The 21,086-nt window shown below is 72.8% G+C and carries 22 protein-coding genes; 13 read left to right on the top strand and 9 right to left on the bottom strand.

All coding sequences use genetic code 11. The features are described from left to right. Positions 1-94 precede the first annotated feature (94 nt). The 7 genes from mftA to ACWPQI_RS17050 are packed head-to-tail and all read left to right on the top strand — an operon-like array spanning position 95 to position 7,748. Positions 95-190: a mycofactocin precursor MftA gene (gene mftA / locus ACWPQI_RS17080; RefSeq protein WP_010591953.1), complete on the top strand. Its 96-nt coding sequence runs from the start codon at positions 95-97 to the stop codon at positions 188-190. Further along, on the top strand, positions 175-510 hold the full coding sequence (gene mftB, locus ACWPQI_RS17075) for a mycofactocin biosynthesis chaperone MftB (RefSeq protein ID WP_010591952.1): 336 nt from the start codon (positions 175-177) through the stop codon (positions 508-510). Before mftA ends, mftB begins: the two co-directional genes overlap by 16 nt. A gap of 46 nt (positions 511-556) precedes the next feature. Next, a complete protein-coding gene (gene mftC / locus ACWPQI_RS17070) occupies positions 557-1,804 on the top strand; it encodes a mycofactocin radical SAM maturase (protein WP_010591951.1) in 1,248 nt (415 codons plus the stop codon). Positions 1,805-1,841: 37 nt separating this feature from the next. After that, positions 1,842-3,017 (top strand): pre-mycofactocin synthase MftD, encoded by a 1,176-nt coding sequence (gene mftD, locus ACWPQI_RS17065; protein WP_010591950.1) that lies wholly within the window; start codon positions 1,842-1,844, stop codon positions 3,015-3,017. Positions 3,018-3,033: 16 nt separating this feature from the next. Further along, the gene (locus tag ACWPQI_RS17060; RefSeq protein WP_040272191.1) at positions 3,034-4,932 is read left to right on the top strand and encodes a mycofactocin system FadH/OYE family oxidoreductase 1; all 1,899 of its coding nucleotides are present in this window, start codon (positions 3,034-3,036) and stop codon (positions 4,930-4,932) included. A 36-nt stretch (positions 4,933-4,968) separates the two neighbouring features. Beyond that, the gene (locus ACWPQI_RS17055; protein WP_010591947.1) at positions 4,969-5,781 is read left to right on the top strand and encodes a mycofactocin-coupled SDR family oxidoreductase; all 813 of its coding nucleotides are present in this window, start codon (positions 4,969-4,971) and stop codon (positions 5,779-5,781) included. Continuing rightward, a complete protein-coding gene (locus ACWPQI_RS17050; RefSeq protein ID WP_102031333.1) occupies positions 5,778-7,748 on the top strand; it encodes a mycofactocin system FadH/OYE family oxidoreductase 2 in 1,971 nt (656 codons plus the stop codon). Before ACWPQI_RS17055 ends, ACWPQI_RS17050 begins: the two co-directional genes overlap by 4 nt. A gap of 57 nt (positions 7,749-7,805) precedes the next feature. On the opposite strand, the gene ACWPQI_RS17045 is transcribed toward ACWPQI_RS17050, so the two are convergent. Together ACWPQI_RS17045 and ACWPQI_RS17040 are read right to left on the bottom strand one after the other, a co-directional pair. Continuing rightward, positions 7,806-8,213 carry a hypothetical protein gene (locus tag ACWPQI_RS17045; protein ID WP_228287072.1) on the bottom strand — a complete coding sequence of 136 codons (408 nt, stop codon included), beginning with the start codon at positions 8,211-8,213 and terminating at the stop codon, positions 7,806-7,808. A 75-nt stretch (positions 8,214-8,288) separates the two neighbouring features. After that, complete coding sequence (locus ACWPQI_RS17040; protein ID WP_010591944.1) at positions 8,289-9,020, bottom strand: hypothetical protein; 732 nt, start codon at positions 9,018-9,020, stop codon at positions 8,289-8,291. Positions 9,021-9,146: 126 nt separating this feature from the next. Between ACWPQI_RS17040 and ACWPQI_RS17035 the strand changes: the two genes are divergently transcribed. Further along, positions 9,147-10,715, top strand: coding sequence for an HD domain-containing phosphohydrolase (locus tag ACWPQI_RS17035; RefSeq protein ID WP_210062928.1), 1,569 nt, complete (start codon positions 9,147-9,149; stop codon positions 10,713-10,715). 67 nt (positions 10,716-10,782) lie between these two features. On the opposite strand, the gene ACWPQI_RS17030 is transcribed toward ACWPQI_RS17035, so the two are convergent. From ACWPQI_RS17030 to ACWPQI_RS17020, 3 genes are all read right to left on the bottom strand, one after another. Continuing rightward, complete coding sequence (locus ACWPQI_RS17030) at positions 10,783-11,796, bottom strand: DUF1648 domain-containing protein (protein WP_474738408.1); 1,014 nt, start codon at positions 11,794-11,796, stop codon at positions 10,783-10,785. Continuing rightward, on the bottom strand, positions 11,793-12,146 hold the full coding sequence (locus ACWPQI_RS17025) for a GntR family transcriptional regulator (RefSeq protein ID WP_010591941.1): 354 nt from the start codon (positions 12,144-12,146) through the stop codon (positions 11,793-11,795). The genes ACWPQI_RS17030 and ACWPQI_RS17025 overlap by 4 nt, the downstream gene beginning before the upstream one ends. A 90-nt stretch (positions 12,147-12,236) precedes the next feature. Beyond that, on the bottom strand, positions 12,237-12,860 hold the full coding sequence (locus tag ACWPQI_RS17020) for a TetR/AcrR family transcriptional regulator (protein ID WP_225222521.1): 624 nt from the start codon (positions 12,858-12,860) through the stop codon (positions 12,237-12,239). 55 nt (positions 12,861-12,915) lie between these two features. Between ACWPQI_RS17020 and ACWPQI_RS17015 the strand changes: the two genes are divergently transcribed. Next, positions 12,916-13,734, top strand: coding sequence for an alpha/beta fold hydrolase (locus tag ACWPQI_RS17015; RefSeq protein WP_474738407.1), 819 nt, complete (start codon positions 12,916-12,918; stop codon positions 13,732-13,734). A 16-nt stretch (positions 13,735-13,750) separates the two neighbouring features. Here ACWPQI_RS17015 and ACWPQI_RS17010 read toward each other — a convergent pair whose 3' ends face one another. After that, on the bottom strand, positions 13,751-14,746 hold the full coding sequence (locus ACWPQI_RS17010) for a GNAT family N-acetyltransferase (RefSeq protein ID WP_017679985.1): 996 nt from the start codon (positions 14,744-14,746) through the stop codon (positions 13,751-13,753). Between the two features lie 32 nt (positions 14,747-14,778). On the opposite strand from ACWPQI_RS17010, the gene ACWPQI_RS17005 reads away from it, so the two are divergent. Next, positions 14,779-15,567, top strand: coding sequence for a hypothetical protein (locus ACWPQI_RS17005; protein WP_474738406.1), 789 nt, complete (start codon positions 14,779-14,781; stop codon positions 15,565-15,567). 67 nt (positions 15,568-15,634) lie between these two features. On the opposite strand, the gene ACWPQI_RS17000 is transcribed toward ACWPQI_RS17005, so the two are convergent. Both ACWPQI_RS17000 and ACWPQI_RS16995 read right to left on the bottom strand, forming a co-directional pair. Beyond that, a complete protein-coding gene (locus ACWPQI_RS17000) occupies positions 15,635-16,906 on the bottom strand; it encodes an RNA polymerase sigma factor (protein WP_119699911.1) in 1,272 nt (423 codons plus the stop codon). Next, positions 16,903-17,247, bottom strand: a complete 345-nt coding sequence (locus ACWPQI_RS16995; protein ID WP_010591935.1) for a YciI family protein — start codon at positions 17,245-17,247, stop codon at positions 16,903-16,905. The genes ACWPQI_RS17000 and ACWPQI_RS16995 overlap by 4 nt, the downstream gene beginning before the upstream one ends. A gap of 162 nt (positions 17,248-17,409) precedes the next feature. Between ACWPQI_RS16995 and ACWPQI_RS16990 the strand changes: the two genes are divergently transcribed. Then, complete coding sequence (locus ACWPQI_RS16990) at positions 17,410-18,411, top strand: endonuclease/exonuclease/phosphatase family protein (protein ID WP_010591934.1); 1,002 nt, start codon at positions 17,410-17,412, stop codon at positions 18,409-18,411. 5 nt (positions 18,412-18,416) lie between these two features. Here ACWPQI_RS16990 and ACWPQI_RS16985 read toward each other — a convergent pair whose 3' ends face one another. Then, positions 18,417-18,782: a dihydrofolate reductase family protein gene (locus ACWPQI_RS16985; protein ID WP_010591933.1), complete on the bottom strand. Its 366-nt coding sequence runs from the start codon at positions 18,780-18,782 to the stop codon at positions 18,417-18,419. A 220-nt stretch (positions 18,783-19,002) separates the two neighbouring features. Here ACWPQI_RS16985 and mftE point away from each other — a divergent pair, with 220 nt between their 5' ends. Together mftE and mftF are read left to right on the top strand one after the other, a co-directional pair. Beyond that, entirely contained in the window at positions 19,003-19,689 is a 687-nt protein-coding gene (gene mftE / locus ACWPQI_RS16980) for a mycofactocin biosynthesis peptidyl-dipeptidase MftE (RefSeq protein ID WP_010591932.1), read from the top strand. Beyond that, a complete protein-coding gene (gene mftF / locus ACWPQI_RS16975; protein WP_474738405.1) occupies positions 19,686-21,074 on the top strand; it encodes a mycofactocin biosynthesis glycosyltransferase MftF in 1,389 nt (462 codons plus the stop codon). The genes mftE and mftF overlap by 4 nt, the downstream gene beginning before the upstream one ends. Positions 21,075-21,086 lie beyond the last annotated feature (12 nt).

Raw genomic sequence — 21,086 nt, 5'->3', positions numbered from 1 at the left:
ACTCGATGCCATTACAGTGGTGAACCGAGTCACAGCGCAACAGGCCTGTGACGACCGACTCCGACCGTGGAGTCCCCATCCGAGGAGGAATGTCATGTCCGATCGTGACAACAGCGTCGTCGAGTCCGACCTGATCGAGGAGTCCCTCGTGGAAGAGGTCTCCATCGACGGCATGTGCGGCGTGTACTGATCGTGCCCGCCGACGCCGCCGCCACCGTGATCGACTCGACCGAGGACGACTCGGCAGGGTTCGATCCGGACACGACGTGGAGGCTGCACCCGCAGGTAGCGCTTCGCCCCGAGCCGTTCGGGGCGTTGCTCTACCACTTCGGGACCCGCAAGCTCTCGTTCCTGAAGAACACCACGATCGTCCGGGTCGTCGAAACCCTCGATCAGCATCCGTCCGTACGGGCTGCGCTCGCTGCCCACGGAATCGACGAGCCCGCGCAGCGTCCGTACCTGCGTGCGCTGGCCACGCTGGCCGACTCCCACATGATCGTGCCGGCCTAGACCCTGCCCGCACACCTCCCGCCCGCCACCGACGAGGACGCAGCCCATGACCTCAGTGCTCGAATCCGCCGCAGTACGAGACGCTTCCGCCCCACCGAAGGTCGGCCGCCTGGTCGACCAGTTCGAGAAGGGCCTCGACGCCCCCATCTGCCTGACGTGGGAGCTGACCTACGCCTGCAACCTGTCGTGCGTGCACTGCCTGTCCTCGTCCGGTCGGCGGGACCCGCGTGAGCTGACCACCGAACAGTGCAAGGCCATCATCGACGAGCTGCAGCGCATGCAGGTGTTCTACGTCAACATCGGCGGCGGCGAGCCGACCGTGCGCTCGGACTTCTGGGAGCTCGTCGACTACGCCACGGAACACCAGGTGGGCGTGAAGTTCTCCACCAACGGCGTCAAGATCGACAAGAAGGTCGCCGCGCGGCTGGCGGCCTCGGACTACGTCGACGTGCAGATCTCGCTCGACGGCGCCACCGCCGAGGTCAACGACGCCGTGCGCGGCCCCGGTTCGTTCGCGATGGCCGTACGGGCACTCGAGAATCTCGCCGAGGCGGGCTTCCGCGACGCGAAGATCTCCGTCGTCGTCACCCGCCACAACGTCGACCAGCTCGACGAGTTCAAGGCCCTGGCCGACAGGTACGGCGCCACCCTGCGCATCACCCGGCTGCGCCCGTCGGGCCGCGCCGTGGACGTGTGGGACGACCTGCACCCCACCCACGAGCAGCAACGCCAGCTCTACAACTGGCTCGTCGCCCACGGCGAGGGCGTGCTCACCGGCGACTCGTTCTTCCACCTGTCCGCGTTCGGCGGGGCCGACGGTGCCGGCGCGCTGCCGGGGCTGAACCTGTGCGGCGCGGGCCGGGTGGTGTGCCTGATCGACCCGGTCGGCGACGTCTATGCCTGCCCGTTCGCGATCCACGACAAGTTCCTCGCCGGAAACATCCTGTCCGACGGCGGATTCCAGCAGGTATGGCAGCATTCGGAACTGTTCACCGAGCTGCGCTCCCCGCAGACCGGCGGTGCGTGCAGCAAGTGCACGTTCTACGATTCGTGCCGCGGCGGCTGCATGGCCGCCAAGTTCTTCACCGGTCTGCCGATGGACGGGCCGGACCCCGAATGTGTCCAGGGCTACGGCGAATCCGCGCTCAGCGCCGACCGCACCGTGCCCAAGTCCAGTGTCGACCATTCCCGCACCGGCGAGCGCCGCACCCCGCGCGCCCCCGTCCCCCTGAAGCTGATGGTGCGCCCGCCGTCGCGGGCGTGCGACGAGAACCCGCTCGCCGGAATGCAGTAGCCGGCGCCTTCCCCGCAGTACGAGAGGCAGATCCCCCATGGGCAACGACTGGTTCGAAACCGTTGCGGTCGCGCAGCAACGCGCGAAGAAGAAGCTCCCCAAGTCCGTCTACGGGGCCCTCGTGGCCGGCTCCGAGAAGGGCATCACCGTCGAGGACAACACGGCCGCGTTCGCCGAGCTCGGCTTCGCCCCGCACGTCGCGGGCCTGTCCGACAAGCGCGAGATGGGCACCCACGTCATGGGTCAGGACGTCGGCATGCCCGTGCTGATCTCCCCGACCGGAGTGCAGGCGGTGCACCCCGACGGCGAGGTCGCCGTCGCCCGTGCCGCCGCGGCCCGCGGCGTCGCGATGGGTCTGAGCTCGTTCGCGAGCAAGTCCATCGAAGAGGTCTCCGCCGCCAACGACAAGACCTTCTTCCAGATGTACTGGGTGGGCAGCCGGGACGTGCTCGTCCAGCGGATGGAGCGCGCCCGGGCGGCCGGCGCCAAGGGCCTGATCATGACCCTGGACTGGTCGTTCTCCAACGGCCGGGACTGGGGCAGCCCCGCGATCCCGGAGAAGATGGACCTCAAGGCGATGTTCCGGTTCGCACCCGAGGGCATCCTGCGGCCGAGCTGGCTGCTCGACTGGGCCAAGACCGGCAAGGTGCCGGACCTGACCACGCCGAACCTGACGCCGCCCGGTGGCAGCGCGCCGACGTTCTTCGGCGCCTACGGTGAATGGATGGGCACCCCGTTGCCCACGTGGGAGGACGTCGCGTGGCTGCGCGAGCAGTGGGGCGACGCGCCGTTCATGCTCAAGGGCGTGATGCGGGTCGACGACGCCAAGCGCGCAGTCGACGCCGGCGTCACCGCGATCTCGGTGTCCAACCACGGCGGCAACAACCTCGACGGCACCCCGGCCCCGATCCGCGCGCTCCCGGCGATCGCCGACGCGGTCGGCAAGGACGTGGAGGTGCTGCTCGACGGCGGCATCCGGCGCGGTAGCGACGTCGTCAAGGCCCTCGCGCTCGGCGCCAAGGCCGTCCTGATCGGCCGCGCGTACCTGTGGGGCCTCGCCGCCAACGGGCAGGCGGGCGTGGAGAACGTCCTCGACATCCTCGCCGGGGGCATCGGCTCGGCGCTCATCGGACTCGGCAAGACGTCGATCCACGAGCTGACCCCCGACGACATCGTCGTCCCACCGAACTTCCGGCGCGACCTCGGAATCTGAGCGGTCCCCTCTGCCGATGGGCACTCTCACCGAACCGATCACCCTGGCCGGCCGCGACGCGCCGGCCAGGGTGCTCTTCGGACCGCACGAAACCAACCTCGGTGTGGGGAGGGCCTTTTCGCCTGAACACGTGGCGTACTACGAGCGCCGCGCCCGCGGCGGAGCCGGGTTGCTCGTCACCGAGGTCGCCTCCGTGCACCCGCACGACCAGCCGTACGAGCGGGCACCCCTGGCCGCGGAGGGCGGCCCCGGATGGGCGTCGATCGTCGCCGCGTGCCGGCCCCACGGCACCCTCGTGCTGGCCGGGCTCGGCCATGCCGGCCTGCAGGGGTCGAGTGCGTGGACGCAGGCTCCGCTGTGGGCACCGTCGCGGGTGGCCGACCCGGCCGGGCGCGAACTGCCGATGGAGGTCGGCGACGACGAGATCGGGGAGCTGGTCGAGGGGTTCGCCGCCGCCGCCGCCGTCGCGGTCGCGGCAGACGTCGACGGAATCGAGCTGGACGCGGGGCCGAACTCGCTGCTGCGCCAGTTCCTCTCGGGACTGACCAACCGGCGCACCGACCGCTACGGTGCCGACCGGTCGTTGCTGCTGCGACAGGTGATCGCGGCCGTGCGCGCCGAACTCGGTCCCGGCCGGATCCTGGCGCTGCGCCTGAGCTGCGACGAGGAGGCGCCCTGGGCCGGCATCACACCGGAGCAGGCCGCCGGTCACGCGTCCGTGCTCGCCCCGCACCTGGATCTGCTCACCGTCGTGCGCGGCGGACTCTACGCCCCCGGCGTGTACCGGCCCGACGCCCACACCCCGGCCGGGTTCAACACCGGGCTGTGCCGCGCCGTCCGCGATGCCGTGGCCGGCGCCGTGCCCGTCGTCCTGCAGGGCAGCATCGTCGAGCCCGTCGCCGCGCAGCGCGCCCTCGACGACGAAGTGTGCGACCTGGTGGAGATGACCCGCGCGCAGATCGCCGATCCGGACCTCGTCGCCGCCGTGCGCGACGGGCACACCCCCCGGCCGTGCGTGCGATGCAATCAGGCCTGCCTGGTGCGCGACTTCCGCAATCCCCGGGTCGGCTGCATCGGCAACGCGGAGGCCGGGCACGAGACCCGCACTCCGCAGCCCCCGACGGCCGTGACGCGCGACGTACTCGTCGTCGGTGGGGGGCCTGCCGGGCTCGAGGCCGCCCGCGTGCTGGCCGAACGCGGTCACCGGGTCCGTCTCGTCGAACGCGCCGGGCGCGTGGGCGGGATGCTGCGCACCGCGGCGGTGGGCACGGGACGCGACACGCTCTCCGCACTCGTCGACTGGCTCGAGGTCCGCTGCCGCGCGCTCGGCGTGCGGATCGACACCCGCAGCGCCGTCGCCGCCGCGGACCTCGACGCGGCCGCCGCCCAGGGGACGGTCGTCGTGCTCGCGACCGGCAGCCGCGACCGGCCCCCCGAGTACCCGGCGGAGGACGGGCACGTCGTGACCGCCGCGGGGCTGCTCGCCGGCGGCCCGATCCCCGTGCGGCCGGTGGTGGTGTGGGATCCGGTCGGCGGGCCCGTCGCCGTGGGCATCGCGGAACAACTCGCCGCCCAGGGGTACGACGTCTCGTATGCGACGACGGACCCGATCGCCGGTGCCCGGCTCGCGCCGACGGGCGACCTGGTCGCGGCCAACGCCCGGCTCCAGCGAGCGGGAGTCACCCGGCATCTGGGGGTCACCGTGCGCCGGGTCGGCGCCGACGCCGTCGAACTCGAGCACCGGCTGACCGGGCAGCGCACCGACGTCGCGGGCGCGCTGCTCGTCGACTGCGCCCCGGGTCTGCCGGAGGACAGCCTCTACCGCACCGGACTCGTGCGGATCGGGGACTGCCTCGCGCCGCGCAGTGTCCACCACGCGGTACGCGAGGGCCACGCACTCGGATCCGAACTGTAACCTGTTCCAAAACGCTGGGATCGGAAGGATCGGCACATGGGCGAGTTCGACGGCAGGGTCGTGTTCATCACGGGTATCGCGCGCGGCCAGGGCCGCAACCACGCGATCCGGTTCGCGCGGGAGGGCGCCTCGATCATCGGCGTCGACATCGCCGGACCCGTCTCGGCGTACAACACGTACGCGCCGGTCACCGAAGCCGACTTCCACGAAACCGTCCAGCTCGTCGAGGCCGAAGGCGCGAAGATCCACGCCCGCATCGCCGACGTCCGCGACAGCGCCGCCCTGCAGGCCGTCGTCGACGAGGGCGTCGCCCAGTTCGGCCGCCTCGACGTCGTCGTCGCCAACGCGGGCATCTGCAACTGGAACCGCTTCTGGGAGATGCCCGACGAGCAGTTCGAGGAACTGATCGACATCAACCTCACCGGCGTCTTCAAGACCCTCAAGGCCGCCACGCCCGCCATGATCGAGGCCGGCAACGGCGGGTCGATCGTCGTCGTCAGCTCCGTCGCGGGTCTGAAGGCCATGCCCGGCCAGGCCAACTATGCCGCTGCGAAGTTCGGCCTCGTCGGCCTGACCCAGACCGCCGCCAAGGAGCTCGGTGAGTACCGCATCCGGGTCAACTCCATCCACCCCTACGGCGTGAACACGCCGATGGGCACCGACCACGGTGCGCTGAAGATGTTCGAGAAGTACCCGCACTGGTTGCCGAGCTTCGCGCCGATCCTCACCGAGAAGCCGATCGCCGACGTCGACGACATCACCGAGGCCGTGCTGTTCCTCGCGAGCGACCGGGCCAGGACGATCACCGGCAGCCAGATGGCCCTCGACCAGGGGAACTCGAAGGTGTGAGCGAGCCCCGCTCCGCCCGACCGTACCCGCGGCTGGCCGCCCCGCTGCGGCTCGGCCCGGTCACGCTGCGCAACCGGGTGGTGTTCTCCGCGCACCTGACCAACTTCGCCGTCGACGGCCTGCCGACCGCACAGCACGCCGCCTACTACGCCGCGCGGGCCCGCGGCGGGGCCGGTCTGATCGTCTCCGAGGAACACACCGTGCATCCGACGGACCGGCCCTACGAGAAGCTCATCCGCGGCTACGACCCCGCCGTGGTGCCCGGCTACCGGCGCATCACCGAGGCCGTGCACGGCCACGGGGGGCGAATCCTCGCGCAGCTCAACCACAACGGCGCCCAGGGCTCCGGCATGTACACCGGCCTGCCGCTGTGGGCCCCGAGCGCCGTGCCCGACCCGCTGTTCCGGGAGGTGCCCAAGGCCGTCGAGGAGCACGAGATCCGCGAGCTCGTCGACGGGTATGCCCGCGTCGCCGCACACTGCCGTGCCGGCGGGTTCGACGGTGTCGAACTGCAGTGCTCGCAGGCGTCGATCGTGCGGCAGTTCCTGTCGCCCGGCACCAACCGCCGCACCGACCGGTACGGCGGCCCGCTCCGGAACCGGGCACGGTTCCTGCTCGAGGTCGTCGCGGCGCTGCGCGCGGCCGTCGGGCCCGGCCTGGTCGTGGGGGTCCGGCTCAGCGGGCACGACGGCACCGACGGCGGGATCACCCTCGACGACGCAGTCGCGCTCGCCGCCCTGGTCGAGGACAGCGGGCACGTCGACTACGTCAACACCTCGATCGGCGTGGCCACCGAGACGCTGCACCTGATCGAGGCGTCCATGGCGACGCCGCACGGCTACGCGCTCTTCGTGCCCGACGCGATCCGGCGGCGGGTGCGCCTGCCGGTGGTCGGCGTCGGTCGCTTCACGACCCCGGCGCAGGCCGAGGCGGCGCTCGCCGCCGGGCGCTGCGACCTCGTCGGCGTCGTGCGCGGCCAGATCGCCGATCCCGACTTCGCCGCCGAAGCCCTCGCCGGCGACGACGAGGCGGTGCGCCCGTGCCTGGCCTGCAACCAGGAGTGCATCGGGCGGGTCGGCCTCGGGCGGTGGATCGGCTGCGTGGCCAACCCTCGCGCCGGACGCGAGGCGCAGCCGCTGCCCGATCCTCGCCGGCCCGGCCGGCGGATCCTCGTCGTCGGTGGCGGCCCGGCCGGGCTGCGCGCCGCCGCGACCGCCGCGCAGCGCGGGCACCGGGTCACCCTCTGTGAGAGCGCGGATGTGCTGGGCGGGCAGATCCGCACGGCCGCAACCGCGCCGGGCCGCGGCGAGCTCGGCGGTCTGGTCCGCAGTCTCGAGATCGAGTGCCGGCGCGCGGGCGTGGAGATCCGCACCGGCGTGCACGTCGACGCCGCGGTCGTGCGCGACGCGCATCCCGACGCGGTCGTCGTCGCGACCGGTGCGCGACCGCGGCGCCCGGACTGGGCCGGCGACACCGACCTCGTCGTCGACGTCCGCGACGTCCTCGACGACCGGGTGTCACCGCACGGCGACGTCCTCGTCGTCGACGACCTGGGCTTCCACCACGCGACGTCCGTGGCGGAGTTGCTCGCCGGCCGCGGCGCCGCGGTCACCGTCTGCACGGCCGGGATGATCGTCGGCCAGGACCTCGGGCTGACCCTCGACATGGAGGGCTGGACCCGCCGGGCGTACACCCTCGGCATCGAACAGCTGACCGACACGCTCGTCACCGCCGTCGCCGAACGCGACGGCAGGCTCGACGTGGCGCTGCGGCACCACCCGACCGCCGTCGCGCACCAGCGCACGGTCGACCGGGTGGTGGTGGCCACCCATCAGGATCCGGTGGACGAACTCTGGACAGCCTTGTGCGACAGCGCATTCCACGTCGTGCGGATCGGTGATGCGCTCACCCCGCGGCGCGCGGACGCCGCGATCGTCGAGGGCGAGCGCGCCGCGATCCACTTCTAGCCGTGCGCGTTTCCGGTAGCCACCGCTACCGGAAACGCGCACGGGCCGCGCAGCGGCCTATCGGCTCGCGCGCTTGGTGGCCTCGGCCCAGGACTCGACCGCCGCGTACCCGTCGCCCACGCCCTGGGTGAACGCGACCAGGGCCCCGTACATCCGGGTGCCTTCCACGGCGAGTTCCGTCTTCGCCACCCAGTCCGCGGCACGGGCCATCACGTGGGCGGAGATGTCGGCACCGTCCTGGGTGCCGCGGGAGGCGTGCAGGAACGACTCGTCGGCGATCTGGAAGGTCTGCACCACGGCGCGCCAGTAGTACTCCGCGTCCATCGCCGCGCGGACCTCGTAGTAGTCCGTGGCGTTCTGCCGCGCCACCGCCTCCTGCAGCGTCGTCGCCGCTCCGGAGATGCTGCGCAGCGGCACGTACACGGGATCGTCGGACGCCCCCCGTGTGGTTCGTCTACTCGTCACCGGCACGATGCTTTCAGACAATGGCACCCCCTCGATGGTCCACAAGATCATCGCACGCGCAAGTGCCGGCGCGGGTCAGCAGGTGAGCGCATCGCCCGGGCACGCCGGCGCGTGCCGCTGCGGATCGAACGGTTCGAACCACGCGTCGACGGTCGCGAACAGGGCGCGCTGGGGAATCCGGAAATCGCCGAGCCGCTCCTGTTCGGGCAGCGGCCCGTCGTCGCCGAGGTCGACGCCGCCCACCGTCGCGGCGACGGTGCGGACGGACCACAACCGGCGCGGTGCGGCACGGAACCACTGTCCGTTCGGTACGTCCCCGGTGAGGCGGATCCGGCCGGCGCCCAGGACCGGCCCGGCGAGGCGCGCCACCGCGGCCAGGACCGCGGGGTGGTGCCGTATGCGGTCGGGTAGGAGCCGACCGGTCAGGGTCGCCAGGGCGGTGGACGGCGACGAGGTCACCTCTACGTCCCAGACGACGTCGTCGCCGGCCGTGATGTGCAGCCGGGACGGGCCGGTCCATGCGGCGGCGACGTCGGTGCGCACCGTCCGGTTGAGGGCGGCGCCGAGGTAGCGGGGGCATCCGTGCTCCGGCGCGGCATCGCTGTAGACGGTCCACCGGCCGTGCGGGTCGCGATGCCAGACCGAGGTGAAGGCCGGGCCCACCGATCCGGCGGTGAACCGGCGCAGTGCCAGACAGTGCCCACTGGCGAACGGTGCACCGATCACCGCGTATCCGGTGAACCGTTCCCCGGCGACCCCGGCCAGGACGCGGGGCTCCTCGGCGGCTGCTTGCGGCGTGGTCTTCATGTCGTCCTCCTGCGGTGTTTCGGTTGTTCCGATCGTGCGCCGTGTCGTGTCCGGAAGGCATGGGGCCGATGCCTCATCTTTTGCCCGGGCGGGCCCCCGATTCCCGCGGCGGAGGACAATGGAGCCGTGCAGCGCAGGAGCGGGTCGTCTCCGGCGCCGCGGGACGGGCCGCGGCGCGCCGAGTTGCTCGCAGCGCTGTCCCTGGCGATCGACCTGGGCCTGGGGCAGCCCATGGAGCACATGCTGCGCTCCGCCGTACTGGCCGGACGGATCGCCGAGCGCATGGGGCTGGACGCCCGGCAGCAGGCCGTCGTCTACTACGCGAACCTCGTCGCCTGGATCGGATGCCACGCCGACTCGCACGAACTGGCGCAGGTGTTCGGCGACGACATCGCACTCCGCGCCGACACCTACGGGGTCGACATGACGGGGTTGCCGTTCCTGCGGATGCTGACGGGTCACGTCGGGCGCGGGCTCGACGGCCCGCGTCGCGGACTCGAGGTCGCCGCGTTCCTGCTGACCGCCCGCCGTCGCATGGCCGAACTGATCGGTTCGCACTGCGCGTCGGCGGGAGCGCTGTCCGACCGGGTGGGCCTCGACCGGCAGGTGGGTGCGGCCCTGGCCTATGCGTTCGAACGATGGGACGGGGCCGGGCTACCCGCGGGGGTACGCGGCAACGACATCCCGCTCGAGATGCACATCGTGCACCTGGCGGAGGTCTGCGAGGTCCATCTGCGAACCGGCGGGCCGTGGCGGGCCGTCGAGGTCGCCCGAGCGCGCAGCGGGACCCAGTTCTGTCCGCGGGTGGCACGGGTGTTCCGGGAGGGTGCGGACGAGTTCACCCACGATCTGCTCGAACGGGACGCATGGGCGGCGGCACTGGATCGGGCACCCGACCGTGAGTGCGTCCTCGCCGACGGCGAACTCGACGCGCTGCTGCGCGCGACGGCGGACTTTGTCGACCTGAAAGTCCCTTTCCTGCTGGGCCATTCGCGGTCCGTCGCCGAACTCGCGGCGGCGGCGGGTCGCCTGCGCGGCCTGCCGGAGACGGACACCGCGGTGCTCTACCGGGCCGGTCTCGTCCACGGTCTCGGGCGAATGGGGGTGTCCAACCGGATCTGGGAGAAGCCCGGTCCGCTCACCGCCACCGAATGGGAGCGGGTCCGGCTGTATCCGTACCTGACCGGGCGGATCCTCAGCCGTGTCACCGGCATGGAGGACGTCGTCGCCGTCGCGACCACGCACCGCGAACGCCTCGACGGCTCCGGATATCCCAACGGCGTCCGCGGCCGCGACCTGAGTGTCGCCGATCGGCTGCTCGCCGCGGCGGAGACGTACCAGCGCTTCGGGGAACCCCGGCCGCATCGTGATGCGCTCACCCCCGATCACGCGGCGGAGCGCCTGCGGCGAGAGGCCCGCGGCGGCCGCCTCGACGCCGAGGCCGTCGAGGCGGTGCTGACGGCGGCCGGGCACCGGCAGGTGCGACGCGCGCCCTGGCCGGCCGGACTGACCGCCCGGGAGGTGGCGGTGTTGCGGCTCGTCGCCCGGGGCCGCTCCAACCGGCAGATCGCCGCAGAGTTGTGCATCGCGGAGAAGACGGCGCGCAACCACGTCGAGCGCGTCTACGTCAAGCTCGGGGTGGACAACCGCACGCGGGCCGGCCTGGCCGCCGTCGACCTCGGGCTGGCGTGGTGAACCACGGGCGGACGACGGCCACGAACGGTGCACGGCCGGGTGTCGCGGTGCTCCCGCCCGGCCGGGTTCAGCGGCTCGGGTCGGTCCTGGCGCCGCCCCTCCGCTCCACGAGACTGTTGACGAGTCCGGCGGCGGTCGCGGCGTCGTCGACCACGACCAGGGTGCGCGCGCCGTCGCGCCGGTTCAGCACCAGGGCAGGGCCACCGCGCAGGACGAACCCCCGTGCACCGGGCAGCGGGCCGAACACTGCCATGCGGTATCCGTAGCCACCGAAGTGCCGCAGCGGTGCCACGTCGGTGACGGAGGCGGAGGCGATGTCACCGAGCCGAGTGTGCAGGTGCGGCCACCCGAACATTCCCGCGACGGTGACCCCGCGGGCGTCGACGGTGACGCGGATCGAGCAGGTCGCAGCCACCAGCACCGCGAGCAGCACGGCCAGGCCCAGCAGGATCCACAGCCGGGTCAGCACGCCCATCGCGGCGACGAGGCCGATCGCCGCGACCAGCGCGCTCGTCGTGACGTTGCCGGTGGCCACCGAGCGGGTCCACACCACGAGTTCGTCTGTGCCGACCGGAATTCGTGGTGCCTCCGCGGCCGGGGGAGTGGCGGGTCCCCGCGACCACCGTGGTATCGCCGCGGCGGCGGCCCCGAGGGCGAGGCCGACGCCGAGTGCGGCGAGGAGCGACGTCCCCGGCGGTGCGGCTGCGGTGGCGTCGGCGAGACCCCGTTGCGAGCCGGTCGCCAGCACGATCAGGGTGGTCACGAACGCGACGGTGCCGGTGACGGTCGCGGCGACCGCGCGGGTGAGGGCGGGGTCGGCGGCGGCAGCCCGGGCGAGACCGAAACCGAGGGCGGCGAACAGCGCACCGAATCCCAGCACCAGCGCGATGGTTGCGGGGAGTCCGGCGAATCCGTCCGCGGTGCCGTCGAGGTTCCAGTGCGTCGCGATCGGATCCGGCAGTTGCGCACGCCAGTTCCGGAGCACGAGCGCGCCGGCGGCGGCGACCCCCAGCGGGGCGACCGTGGAACCGAGGAGGATACGGCCGGCGGGGCGCCCGCCGGTGCCGGGATCGTCTGTCATCTGTACTCCGCTCTGATCAGGTCGACGAGGCCGTCGGCGCTCAGCCCGACGCGCTTGGCGTGCGCGACGACCTCAGCGACGGCGGAATGAACGGCGGCATAGCCGGTTTCGGCGCGATCGGTGACGACCGCACCGCGTCCGCGACGCAGCTCCACCAGGCCTTCGTCGCGCAGCTGCTGATAGCCCCGCAGCACGGTGTGGACGTTGAGGCCGAGCGAGGCGGCCAGGTCGCGTGCACCGGGGAGGCGCTCGCCCGCCCGGACCTCGCCGCGGGCCACCGCGCCGCGCACGGCCGCAGCCAGCTGCACGAACAGCGGGTCCGGCGAGTTCGGATCCAGTCTGATGAGCACGACACCAGCATATTGTTCTATTTGAGATAGAACAAGTCGGCTATTTGCAGCGGCTGGTGCGTCCGGTCGCTGCCGAGCCGGGCGGGGGACTCAGTCGCGGGCCTGCCATCCGCGATGGAGCATGTCGAGTGCCTCGTGCAGCAGCGCGTCCCTGTCGGCGGGGACCGAGGCCGGGATCTGGTGCAGTGCGGCCAACCGGGCGATGCCGTAGACGGTGCCCCACGCGGCCGCGCACCGTCGCAGAACGTCGGCTTCGTCGATGCCTGCGGGTTGGCAGGCCGCGACGGTGTCGTGCAGCAGCTCCCAGTAGTCGGCCGCGGCCTGCTGCAGGCGTGGGTGGTCGGCCTTGTCGACCGTGGGCCCGTAGGCCAGGTCGTGCACGTGCGGGTTGTCCCGCACGAAGCGCACGTAGGCGCCGGCGAGGGCGTGGAGCCGGTGCAGGGGGTCGGGGCCTGCGGCTTCGACGGCGGCGGCGGCCGTCGCCGCGGCCCGCCGGAGTCCGGTCCCGGCCACCGCCGCGAGGAACCGGCGCTTGGTGCCGAAGTGCACGTAGGGCGCCTGGTGGCTCACGTCCAGTTGTTGTGCCACCCGGCGCAGGCTGAGCCGTTCCGCGGGCTCCTCGCGCAACTGCTCGAGTGCGGTCTGGAGCAGGCGTTCGTCGAGGCTCGGGCTCGTCCGCCCGGCTCCCGGGCCCCCATTGACACTGTCAACCATGCGGAGGACCATAGCACTTGACAATGTCAACCGGGAACCGGAGGCGGTGAGGGCGATGACCCGGAAGATCTCGACCGGAGTGGGCTCGCTGGCCGTGCGAGTGCGGGGCCAGGGTCCGACCGCCGTGCTGTGGCACAGCCTGTTCGTCGACGAAAGATCCTGGGGCCGAGTCGAAGACGAGCTGGCAACCGAACGGCGGGTCGTGTCCGTCACCGGCCCGGGGCACGGGGCGAGCGATGATCCCGACCGGCGCTACACCCTCGCCGAATGCGCCGCGGCGGCCGGAACGATACTCGACGAACTCGGCGTCGACGAACCCGTCGACTGGATCGGCAACGCCTGGGGCGGCCACATCGGCATCGTCTTCGCGACCGACGCGGCGCCGCGCTGCCGGACGCTGGTGACGCTGGGGACGCCCGTCCAGGCGCTGAACCGGACGGAGCGCGCACGCACGGTATTCCTCCTCGCCGCCCACCGGATGCTCGGCCCCGTCGGCTTCATCCGCTCGGGGGTGACGAACGTATTGCTCTCCGCCGCAACGAGGAAACGCGATCCGGAGGCGGTCGCCCTCGTCGGGGACTGCCTCGTCCGCGCCGACCGGGCGGCACTGCGCAACGCGGTCGTCTCCATCTCGCTGCACCGCCCCGATCTGACCGACCGTCTGCCCGGGCTGTCCGTGCCGACCCTCTTCGTCACCGGCAGCGACCACAAGGGGTGGACGCCGGAGCAGGCGCGCGCGGCGAGCCGCCTGGTGCCGCAGGGCTCGTGCGCCGTCGTGGACGGCGCCGCGTACCTCGTCCCGCTCGAGGCGCCCGCCGAGACGACGGATCTGGTGCGGCGATTCTGGTCGGCGTCGGTGCCGGAGTACCCGTGACGGCGTTCGACGCCGTTCACAGTCCGCGTCGCATCACCGCCCGCGGCCACCGATCCAGACCGCGGGCGGCCTCCTCACGACGGATCCGGCGCAGGCCCGGACCGAGGTCGTCGTCGCGCACGAACTCGAAGCCGAGCCGCCGGTAGTAGGGCCCGTTCCAGGGGACGTCGACGAAGGTGGTCAGCGTCAGCGCGGGCAGCGCCCGAACGCGTGCCCAGGTCGCGAGGTGATCGATCAGGACCCGGCCGAGCCCGCGGCGCGCGTGCTCGGGATGCACCGACACCTGCGCGACGTGGGCGGTGCCGTCGACGATCTCGGCGAGTAGGTAGGCCACCGGGCGGTCGTCACCGTCGGTACCCACCCACACGCGCCCGGCGGTCACGTACTCGCGCAGCTCCGCGAGCGTGGGCGGCGCGTCGTCGGCGACGGCGTCCATGCCGAGCTCGGTGAACGCCCGTCCGGCCGCACGTTCGATGTCCTGCAGCAGCGGCAGGTCCGCCGCGGTGGCCGGGCGGATGCGGTGCGCGGCGTCCTGCGGCGGCAGGTCCTTGGCGAAGTACAGCGACGAGTCCGAACAGGCGTACTCACCGAACCGCTCGGCCAGCGGAACGTACCCGGCCGCCGCGTACATCGCGAGCGCCTCGGGCTGCTCGGTGCCGGTCTCGAGCACCATGCGGCGCCGGCCCGCCTCGGCGGCGGTGCGCTCGAGCTCGGCCAGGATCCGCCGCGCCACGCCTCGTCGGCGCAGACCCGCGCGCACGTACATGCGCTTGATCTCGGCGTCGCCGTCGCGCAGTCCGGGGTGCGCCGAGTTCCGCGCCCGCCATCCGCCGATGCCGGCCGGGACGTCGTCCAGCGACGCGAGCAGGAAGATGCCGTGGGGTGGATCGAACTCCTGCGGGTGCAGCAGCGTGTGGTCGGGACCGCCGTACCGGCGGACGTATTCGAGTTGCACCTCGTCGACGAGCGAGTGCACCGCGGCGTCGTCGAGGGAACGCGGTTCGATGTGCACGCCCGCAGGCTAGCGCGCGGAATACTGGGAGCATGAGCACCGTCGCCGACGGAGTGGACTTCGTGGCCGCTCCGTGGCTCTACCCCGGACCCGCCGCGCCGGGGACGGGCCTGCTCACCCGCGACGGCTACCACCGCGCACGTGCTCGCGCCGACTTCGGTGCGAGCACCCTGCGGCTCGCCGGTACCAGCCGGACCGTCGACGGCGCGCTCCGGGCGGCCGGCGTCGACGGCGTCCGGGACCGGCGTCTCGTCGTCGCCGTGGGGTCCAACGCCTGTCCCGCGGTGGTGGCGCGCAAGTTGACGGCCGGGCACGTCGACCCCACCGTGCCTTTCCTGCGCGCGACGGTGACGGGCATGGCGGTCGGGCACAGCGCCCACGTCAGCGTGGCCGGTTACGTCGCGGCGACCGCGTTCCGCTGGCCGGGGGCCCGCACCGCGGTGTTCGCGTCGCTGCTGGACCGGGACCAGCTCGCGTGCCTCGACGCGACGGAGCCGAACTACACGCGCCGCGCCGTGACCGCGGACGAGTGCATTCTCGCGATCGACGGGGGAGCGCGGCCGGTGGGCTTCGACGTGTACGTCTCGAGGTGGGGCACCCTCGCGCCGCCCGGGGGGTCGCCGATACCGCTGCAGACCCAGGAGGCGCTGTTCGGCACACTGCTGCGCGAGTGCGCCGGCTTCGCGGCACTCGTGGGCCGCCGACCGCACGAGTATCGGTCCGTGATGACGGAACTCGCCGGAGCGGCAGACCTGCGCGCCGCCCTGCGACGGTCGTTCGCCGCGTCGGGCTGGGCCTCCCGCAGCGGCTTCGGCGACTGATCCGGGTGCCGAAAGACGGGTGCGGCCGCTCGGCCGATGCGGCGACGACACCCCGAATCGATCCCGGTCACGACCGGCCCGTCTCCTCCAGACGACGGCGCAGGTGCGCGCGTTCGGGTTCGGTTCCGGCCAGCTCGAGTGCCCGCCGGTAGGCGACGGCGGCCTCGTCGTCGCGGCCGAGCCGGCGCAGCAGCTCCCCGCGGGCCGTGAGATACGGGTGGTAGCCGCGCAGCCGGGGCTCGTCCGCGAGGGCGTCGAGCAGCACCAGACCGGCCTCCGGACCGTCCCGCATCGCCACCGCCGCGGCGCGGTTGACCGCGACGACCGGCGAGGGCGCCAGGGTGGTCAGGACGTCGTAGAGCGCGACGATCTGCGGCCAGTCGGTGGAGGCGACGTCGGCGGCCTCGTCGTGCAGCGCGGCGATCGCGGCCTGCACGCCGTACGGGCCCGGCGGGCCACCGGTCAGCGCCACGGGCACGAGAGCGGTGCCCTCGGCGACGAGAGCGCCGTCCCAGCGTGCACGGTCCTGGTCCGCGAGCAGAACCACCTCGCCCTCCGGTCCGGTCCGGGCGTCGCGGCGCGCGTGGGTCAGCAGCATCAGGGCGAGCAGCCCGGTCACCTCCCGCTCACCGGGCAGCAGCCGGTGCAGGATCCGGGCCAGCCGGATCGCCTCGTCGGCGAGGTCCGGACGCTGCAGGTCCGGCCCGGAACTCGCGGCGTATCCCTCGGTGAAGATCGAGTACAGCACCTGCAGTACGCCTGGCAACCGCTCCGGCAGTTCGTCCCGCTCGGGCATCCGGAACGGAATGCGGGCCTGCCGGATCTTCTTCTTCGCCCGCACGATCCGCTGCGCCATCGTCGCGGTGGGGACCAGGAAGGCCCGCGCCACCTCGGGCGTCCCGAGCCCGGCCAGGCACCGCAGGGTCAGCGCCACCCGGTCCTCGGTCGCCAGCGCCGGGTGAGCGCAGGTGAAGTACAGCTGCAGGCGCTCGTCGGGCACGTCGCTGCCGGCCACGGGGGTGGGAGAGTGGTCCGCCCGATCCGAATCCACCTGCAGGACGGCCAGCCGGGCGGCGTAGGCCTGATCCCGCCGGAGCCGGTCGACGGCCTTGCGCCGCGCCGTCGTCAGCAACCAGGCCCCCGGCTTGGCCGGCACGCCCCGGACGGGCCAGTGCACCAGCGCCGCTTCGATCGCCTCGCCGGCCACGTCCTCGGCCAGGTCGAGGTCGCCGAAGCGGTGCACGAGGGCGGCGAGCAACCGCCCCCGCTCCTCCCGGAACACCGCTTCGACGGCTGCGTCGACCCGCGCGCCGGCGCCCGGCCCGTCCGTCGCGGTCACTGCCCGAAGTCGGCGATCGGCCGCACCACCACGGATCCACCGCCGCGCGCTCCGGGGCAGCGGGCCGCCCAGTCCAGCGCGACGTCGAGGTCGGGCACGTCGACGACGTAGAAGCCGCCGAGAACCTCGCGCGTCTCGGCGAACGGCCCGTCCGTGGTGACGGATCGCGCCCCGTCGGGACCGACCCGCACGGTCGTGGCGGTGGTCAGGTCGGCGAGCGATTCCGAGGCGACGACGACTCCCGCCTCCTGGATCTCCTTGTCGAAGACCATCCACTCCTCGACGGTGCACTGGTCGCCGGCCTCGGCCGATGCGGCGTTGATCAGCATCATGTACTTCATATCGAGCCCTTCTCGTAGGGTGGGTGTCCTGCACGGCAGGGTTGCCGTACGACATGACGACGAACGGAACCGGGTCGGATCGACAGGAGCCGCCGGTTCGTTCCGGACTACGGCCGCGCCGGGTGTCGCGCGGAGGCATGCAGCCGGGGTGAGGAGGCATTCATGAGCGTGCCGCGACGGCTCGCCGCCCTCGTCTCGATCGCCGCGACGGTGCTCGGGCTCACCGCGCTGGTGGCCTCCGCGACGGACGTGGCGAGCAACGCCGTGATCGCCTGGGCGTCGCTCGGCCCGTACCTGCTGCTCGGGACGGTGGCGGGTGCGGTCGTCGCCGCCCTCGCCCGGCGCCCGGTTCTGCTGGCCTCGGCGCTCGCGGTCGTCGCCGCCGGAGCCTGGACCCTGGGACCGTTGTACGTACCGGGTGTCCGGGACGACCGGCCGGCCTCGACTTCCGGTCCCACGATCCACGTGATGCAGGCCAATCTGATGGTCGGGCAGGCCGACCCGGATGCGCTGGTCCGGACGGTGCGCGAGCGGCGGGTCGACGTCCTGACCGTGCAGGAACTGACCGAGGACGCGGTGGCCGCGCTGCGGGTCGCGGGACTCGACGACCTGCTTCCGCACCGCTTCCTGGCCCCGACGCCGACCGGCGGTGCGGGCGCCGGGATCTACAGCCGGTTCCCCGTCTCGGCCGGCCGCACGCTCGACGGGTTCGGGCCGACGAACCTGGCCGCGACCCTGGACACCGGCCCCGGGCGGCCGCTGATCCTGTACGCCGTGCATCCCGCGCCCCCGTACCTGACACCGGCTCCGGCGTGGGCGGCCGAGCTCGAACGCCTGGACGAGGAACTCGAGTCGGTGACCGGCCCGGCCCCGGTCGTGGTCAGCGGGGACTTCAACGCGACGTACTCGCACACCCGCTTCCGCGACCTCCTCGACTCCGGGTACGTGCACGCCGCGGACCGGGTCGGCGGCGGGCTCGTGCCGACGTATCCGGCGGACCGCCGCTATCCGGCCGTCGTCGGGATCGATCACATCCTCACCCGGGGCGCCACGGCGATCTCCCTCGACCGGATCGAGCTCCCCGGCTCCGATCATCACGGCCTCGTCGCCGTCGTCCGGCTCCCGCCGCCGGCCGGGGACGAGAGTTCCGGCGACGGCGAATAGCAATCTCACCGCACGACCCGCAGCCGGATGTCCGTCGCCACGGGGCCCTGGGTGGTGCCGAGACGTTCCAGCGCGAGCGGGTCGCCGACGAACGTCACCCCCGGAACCGGCTCGGCCGGCGGGCGGTGGGTGAGCACGAACTGCGGTCCGCTCCAGCCGCCACCGAACGCCTCGCCCTCGGTGGGTGTGCCCTTGTGCGGGTCGTCGCCGCGGAAGGTGCGGTTGCCGACGAGGAGCGCACCGATCTCGCCGACGAGTTCGTCGATCGCCGGATCCGGCCCCAGGTACGGCACCAGCCACGACATGTCGTCGCCGGGGCCGGCGATGAATCCGTCGATCGACATCGTGGCCGAGTACAGCAGCTTGCTCATGGCTCACCTTCCGCTCGCGGCGTCTCGATTCTGTCCGTACCGACCGCCGAACGGGCGAGAACTCGTCGCGGCACCGTGCTCCGCGTCCACGGGGACCGTCGCGCCGGCCGGACGAACGCGCTGCTCAGCGCGTCCACCGGCAGCGGGTGCCGGCTCGGGTCGAGCATGCACTCGCCACTGCCGACGGCGACCCGAAGGGCACACCCCTACCATCGGACCGGTGACCCGCGACCTCGCCACCGCCTACTGGCCCGACATCGAACCGGGCCGCGCGACGGTCGCGGTTCCCGTCGGCGCGCTCGAACAGCACGGGCCGCATCTTCCGCTCGACACCGACACCCGGATCGCCCGGGCGCTGACGGCAGCCCTGCCGGGTGTGCTCGTCGCGCCGGCCCTCGAGTACGGGGCCAGCGGCGAGCACGAGGGCTTCCCCGGCACCGTCTCGCTCGGCGCCGACGCGATGGAGACCGTCTTCGTCGAATACGGACGTTCGGTGTGCCGGTGGGCCGCGCGCCTGCTGTTCGTCAACTGGCACGGCGGCAACGTGCCCGCACTGACCAGAGCGGTGTCCCGGCTCCGGTACGAGGGCCGCGACGCGGCGTGGCTGCCGTTCGCCGTGCCCGGCGGCGACGCCCATGCCGGCGTCACCGAAACCAGCCTGCTGCTGCATCTGGATCCGCACGTGGTGGACACCGCCCGCGCCGAGAAGGGAAACACCGGCACCCTCGCCGACCTGATGCCACGAATGCGCACGGGCGGTATCGTCGCCGTGTCCGCGAACGGCGTGCTGGGGGATCCGACGCCCGCGAGCGCAGCGCAGGGGGCACGATGGTTCGCCGACATCGTCGATCGAGCGGCGGCACAGACGACCCGGTGGGAGCCGGATGCGAAAGGAAGACTCCGTTGACGAGCACGGCCCGACTGCCCGACGGATTCGGCGTCCGTATCGATCCGCGGGTGCGCGCCTACTCCGACGGTCGCGTGCTCATCGGCGGTTCACCCACGCGCATGCTCAAGCTCGCCCCCGCGGCCGCGTCGATGATCGGTGACGGCTACGTGAAGGTCGTCGACTCGCAGACCGCCGTCGTGGCGCGACGCCTGCTCGACTCCGGCGTCGGAAACCCCCGTCCCACCGCGTTGCCCGCCACCTCCGACGTCACCGTCGTGATTCCCGTGAAGAACAACCCGGCCGGGCTCGAGCGCCTGCTGGCCGCCGTCGAGGGCCTGACGGTGATCGTCGTCGACGACGGCTCGGACGTTCCGTTGTCCGCCCCGGCCAGGGACTCGCTCCGGGTGCTGCGGCACGAGCGGTCCCGCGGCCCGGCCGCGGCCCGCAACACCGGCCTGCGCGCCGCCACGACGCCGTTCGTCGCCTTCCTCGACTCGGACGTGGTGCCGCGCAAGGGCTGGCTCGAGGTGATGCTCGGGCACTTCTCCGACCCGGCGGTGGCGCTCGTCGCGCCGCGCGTCGTCGCGCTCGAACCCGACAGGGGCGCCCTGGGACGCTACGAACACGCGCGCTCGTCGCTCGATCTCGGCCGCCGCGAGGCCGCCGTCAAGTCCGGCAGCCCGGTCGCGTACGTGCCGAGCGCCGCGATCATCGTCCGTCGCGACGTGCTCACCGCGACCGGCGGATTCGACGAGACCATGCACGTCGCCGAGGACGTCGACCTGTGCTGGCGGCTGCAGGAGGCCGGCTGGCGGCTGCGCTACGAACCCGTCGCGCACGTGGCGCACGATCACCGCGTGGGGTTCCGGAAGTGGTTCACCCGCAAGGCCTTCTACGGCACCGGTGCGGCACCGCTCGCGAGCCGCCACCGCGGTTCGGTACCGACGATGTCGATGTCCGGGTCGATGCTGTTCGCGTGCGTGGCCGCCGCGAGCCGCACCCGCCTCGGGGCGGTCGGCGCGGTCGCGTCGCTGTCGGTGACGATGCTCCGGCTGCGCCGGATGTTCGCCGAACTCGACCAGCCGACCCGGATCGCGGCGGTGCTCACCGCGCAGAGCTTCGCCGGCGGACTGTGGCAGGTCGCCTCCGCGCTGTGCCGGCACTACTGGCCGATCACGTTCGTCGCCGCCGTGGTCTCGCCGAGAGTGCGTCGCGCGGTCCTCGGCTTCGCCGTCGCCGAGGGGCTGTGGGACTGGTACGGCCACCGCGAGGACGGCGGCCTCGACCCCCTGCGCTACGTGTTCTACAAGCGTCTCGACGACATCGCCTACGGCGCCGGACTGTGGTGGGGTGCGGTCGTCGCCCGGGATGCGGCGGCGCTCGCGCCCCGCATCCAGGGTTGAGCGGGGTAGTCG

The organism is Rhodococcus sp. LMD, from assembly GCF_056108245.1.
The sequence above is the reverse complement of the archived record's forward strand: the minus strand, read 5'-3'. Positions and strand labels throughout refer to the sequence as shown.

Excerpts from the sequence above, each read along its gene's own strand:
- ACWPQI_RS17030 (WP_474738408.1), bottom strand. The coding sequence starts at position 11,796 with ATGACAGACGATCCCGGCACCGGCGGGCGCCCCGCCGGCCGTATCCTC.
- mftA (WP_010591953.1), top strand. The coding sequence starts at position 95 with ATGTCCGATCGTGACAACAGCGTCGTCGAGTCCGACCTGATCGAGGAG.
- mftD (WP_010591950.1), top strand. The coding sequence starts at position 1,842 with ATGGGCAACGACTGGTTCGAAACCGTTGCGGTCGCGCAGCAACGCGCG.
- ACWPQI_RS17015 (WP_474738407.1), top strand. The coding sequence starts at position 12,916 with ATGACCCGGAAGATCTCGACCGGAGTGGGCTCGCTGGCCGTGCGAGTG.
- ACWPQI_RS16995 (WP_010591935.1), bottom strand. The coding sequence starts at position 17,247 with ATGAAGTACATGATGCTGATCAACGCCGCATCGGCCGAGGCCGGCGAC.
- mftC (WP_010591951.1), top strand. The coding sequence starts at position 557 with ATGACCTCAGTGCTCGAATCCGCCGCAGTACGAGACGCTTCCGCCCCA.
- ACWPQI_RS17060 (WP_040272191.1), top strand. The coding sequence starts at position 3,034 with ATGGGCACTCTCACCGAACCGATCACCCTGGCCGGCCGCGACGCGCCG.
- ACWPQI_RS17055 (WP_010591947.1), top strand. The coding sequence starts at position 4,969 with ATGGGCGAGTTCGACGGCAGGGTCGTGTTCATCACGGGTATCGCGCGC.
- ACWPQI_RS16990 (WP_010591934.1), top strand. The coding sequence starts at position 17,410 with ATGAGCGTGCCGCGACGGCTCGCCGCCCTCGTCTCGATCGCCGCGACG.
- ACWPQI_RS16985 (WP_010591933.1), bottom strand. The coding sequence starts at position 18,782 with ATGAGCAAGCTGCTGTACTCGGCCACGATGTCGATCGACGGATTCATC.
- ACWPQI_RS17020 (WP_225222521.1), bottom strand. The coding sequence starts at position 12,860 with ATGGTTGACAGTGTCAATGGGGGCCCGGGAGCCGGGCGGACGAGCCCG.
- ACWPQI_RS17040 (WP_010591944.1), bottom strand. The coding sequence starts at position 9,020 with ATGAAGACCACGCCGCAAGCAGCCGCCGAGGAGCCCCGCGTCCTGGCC.
- ACWPQI_RS17005 (WP_474738406.1), top strand. The coding sequence starts at position 14,779 with ATGAGCACCGTCGCCGACGGAGTGGACTTCGTGGCCGCTCCGTGGCTC.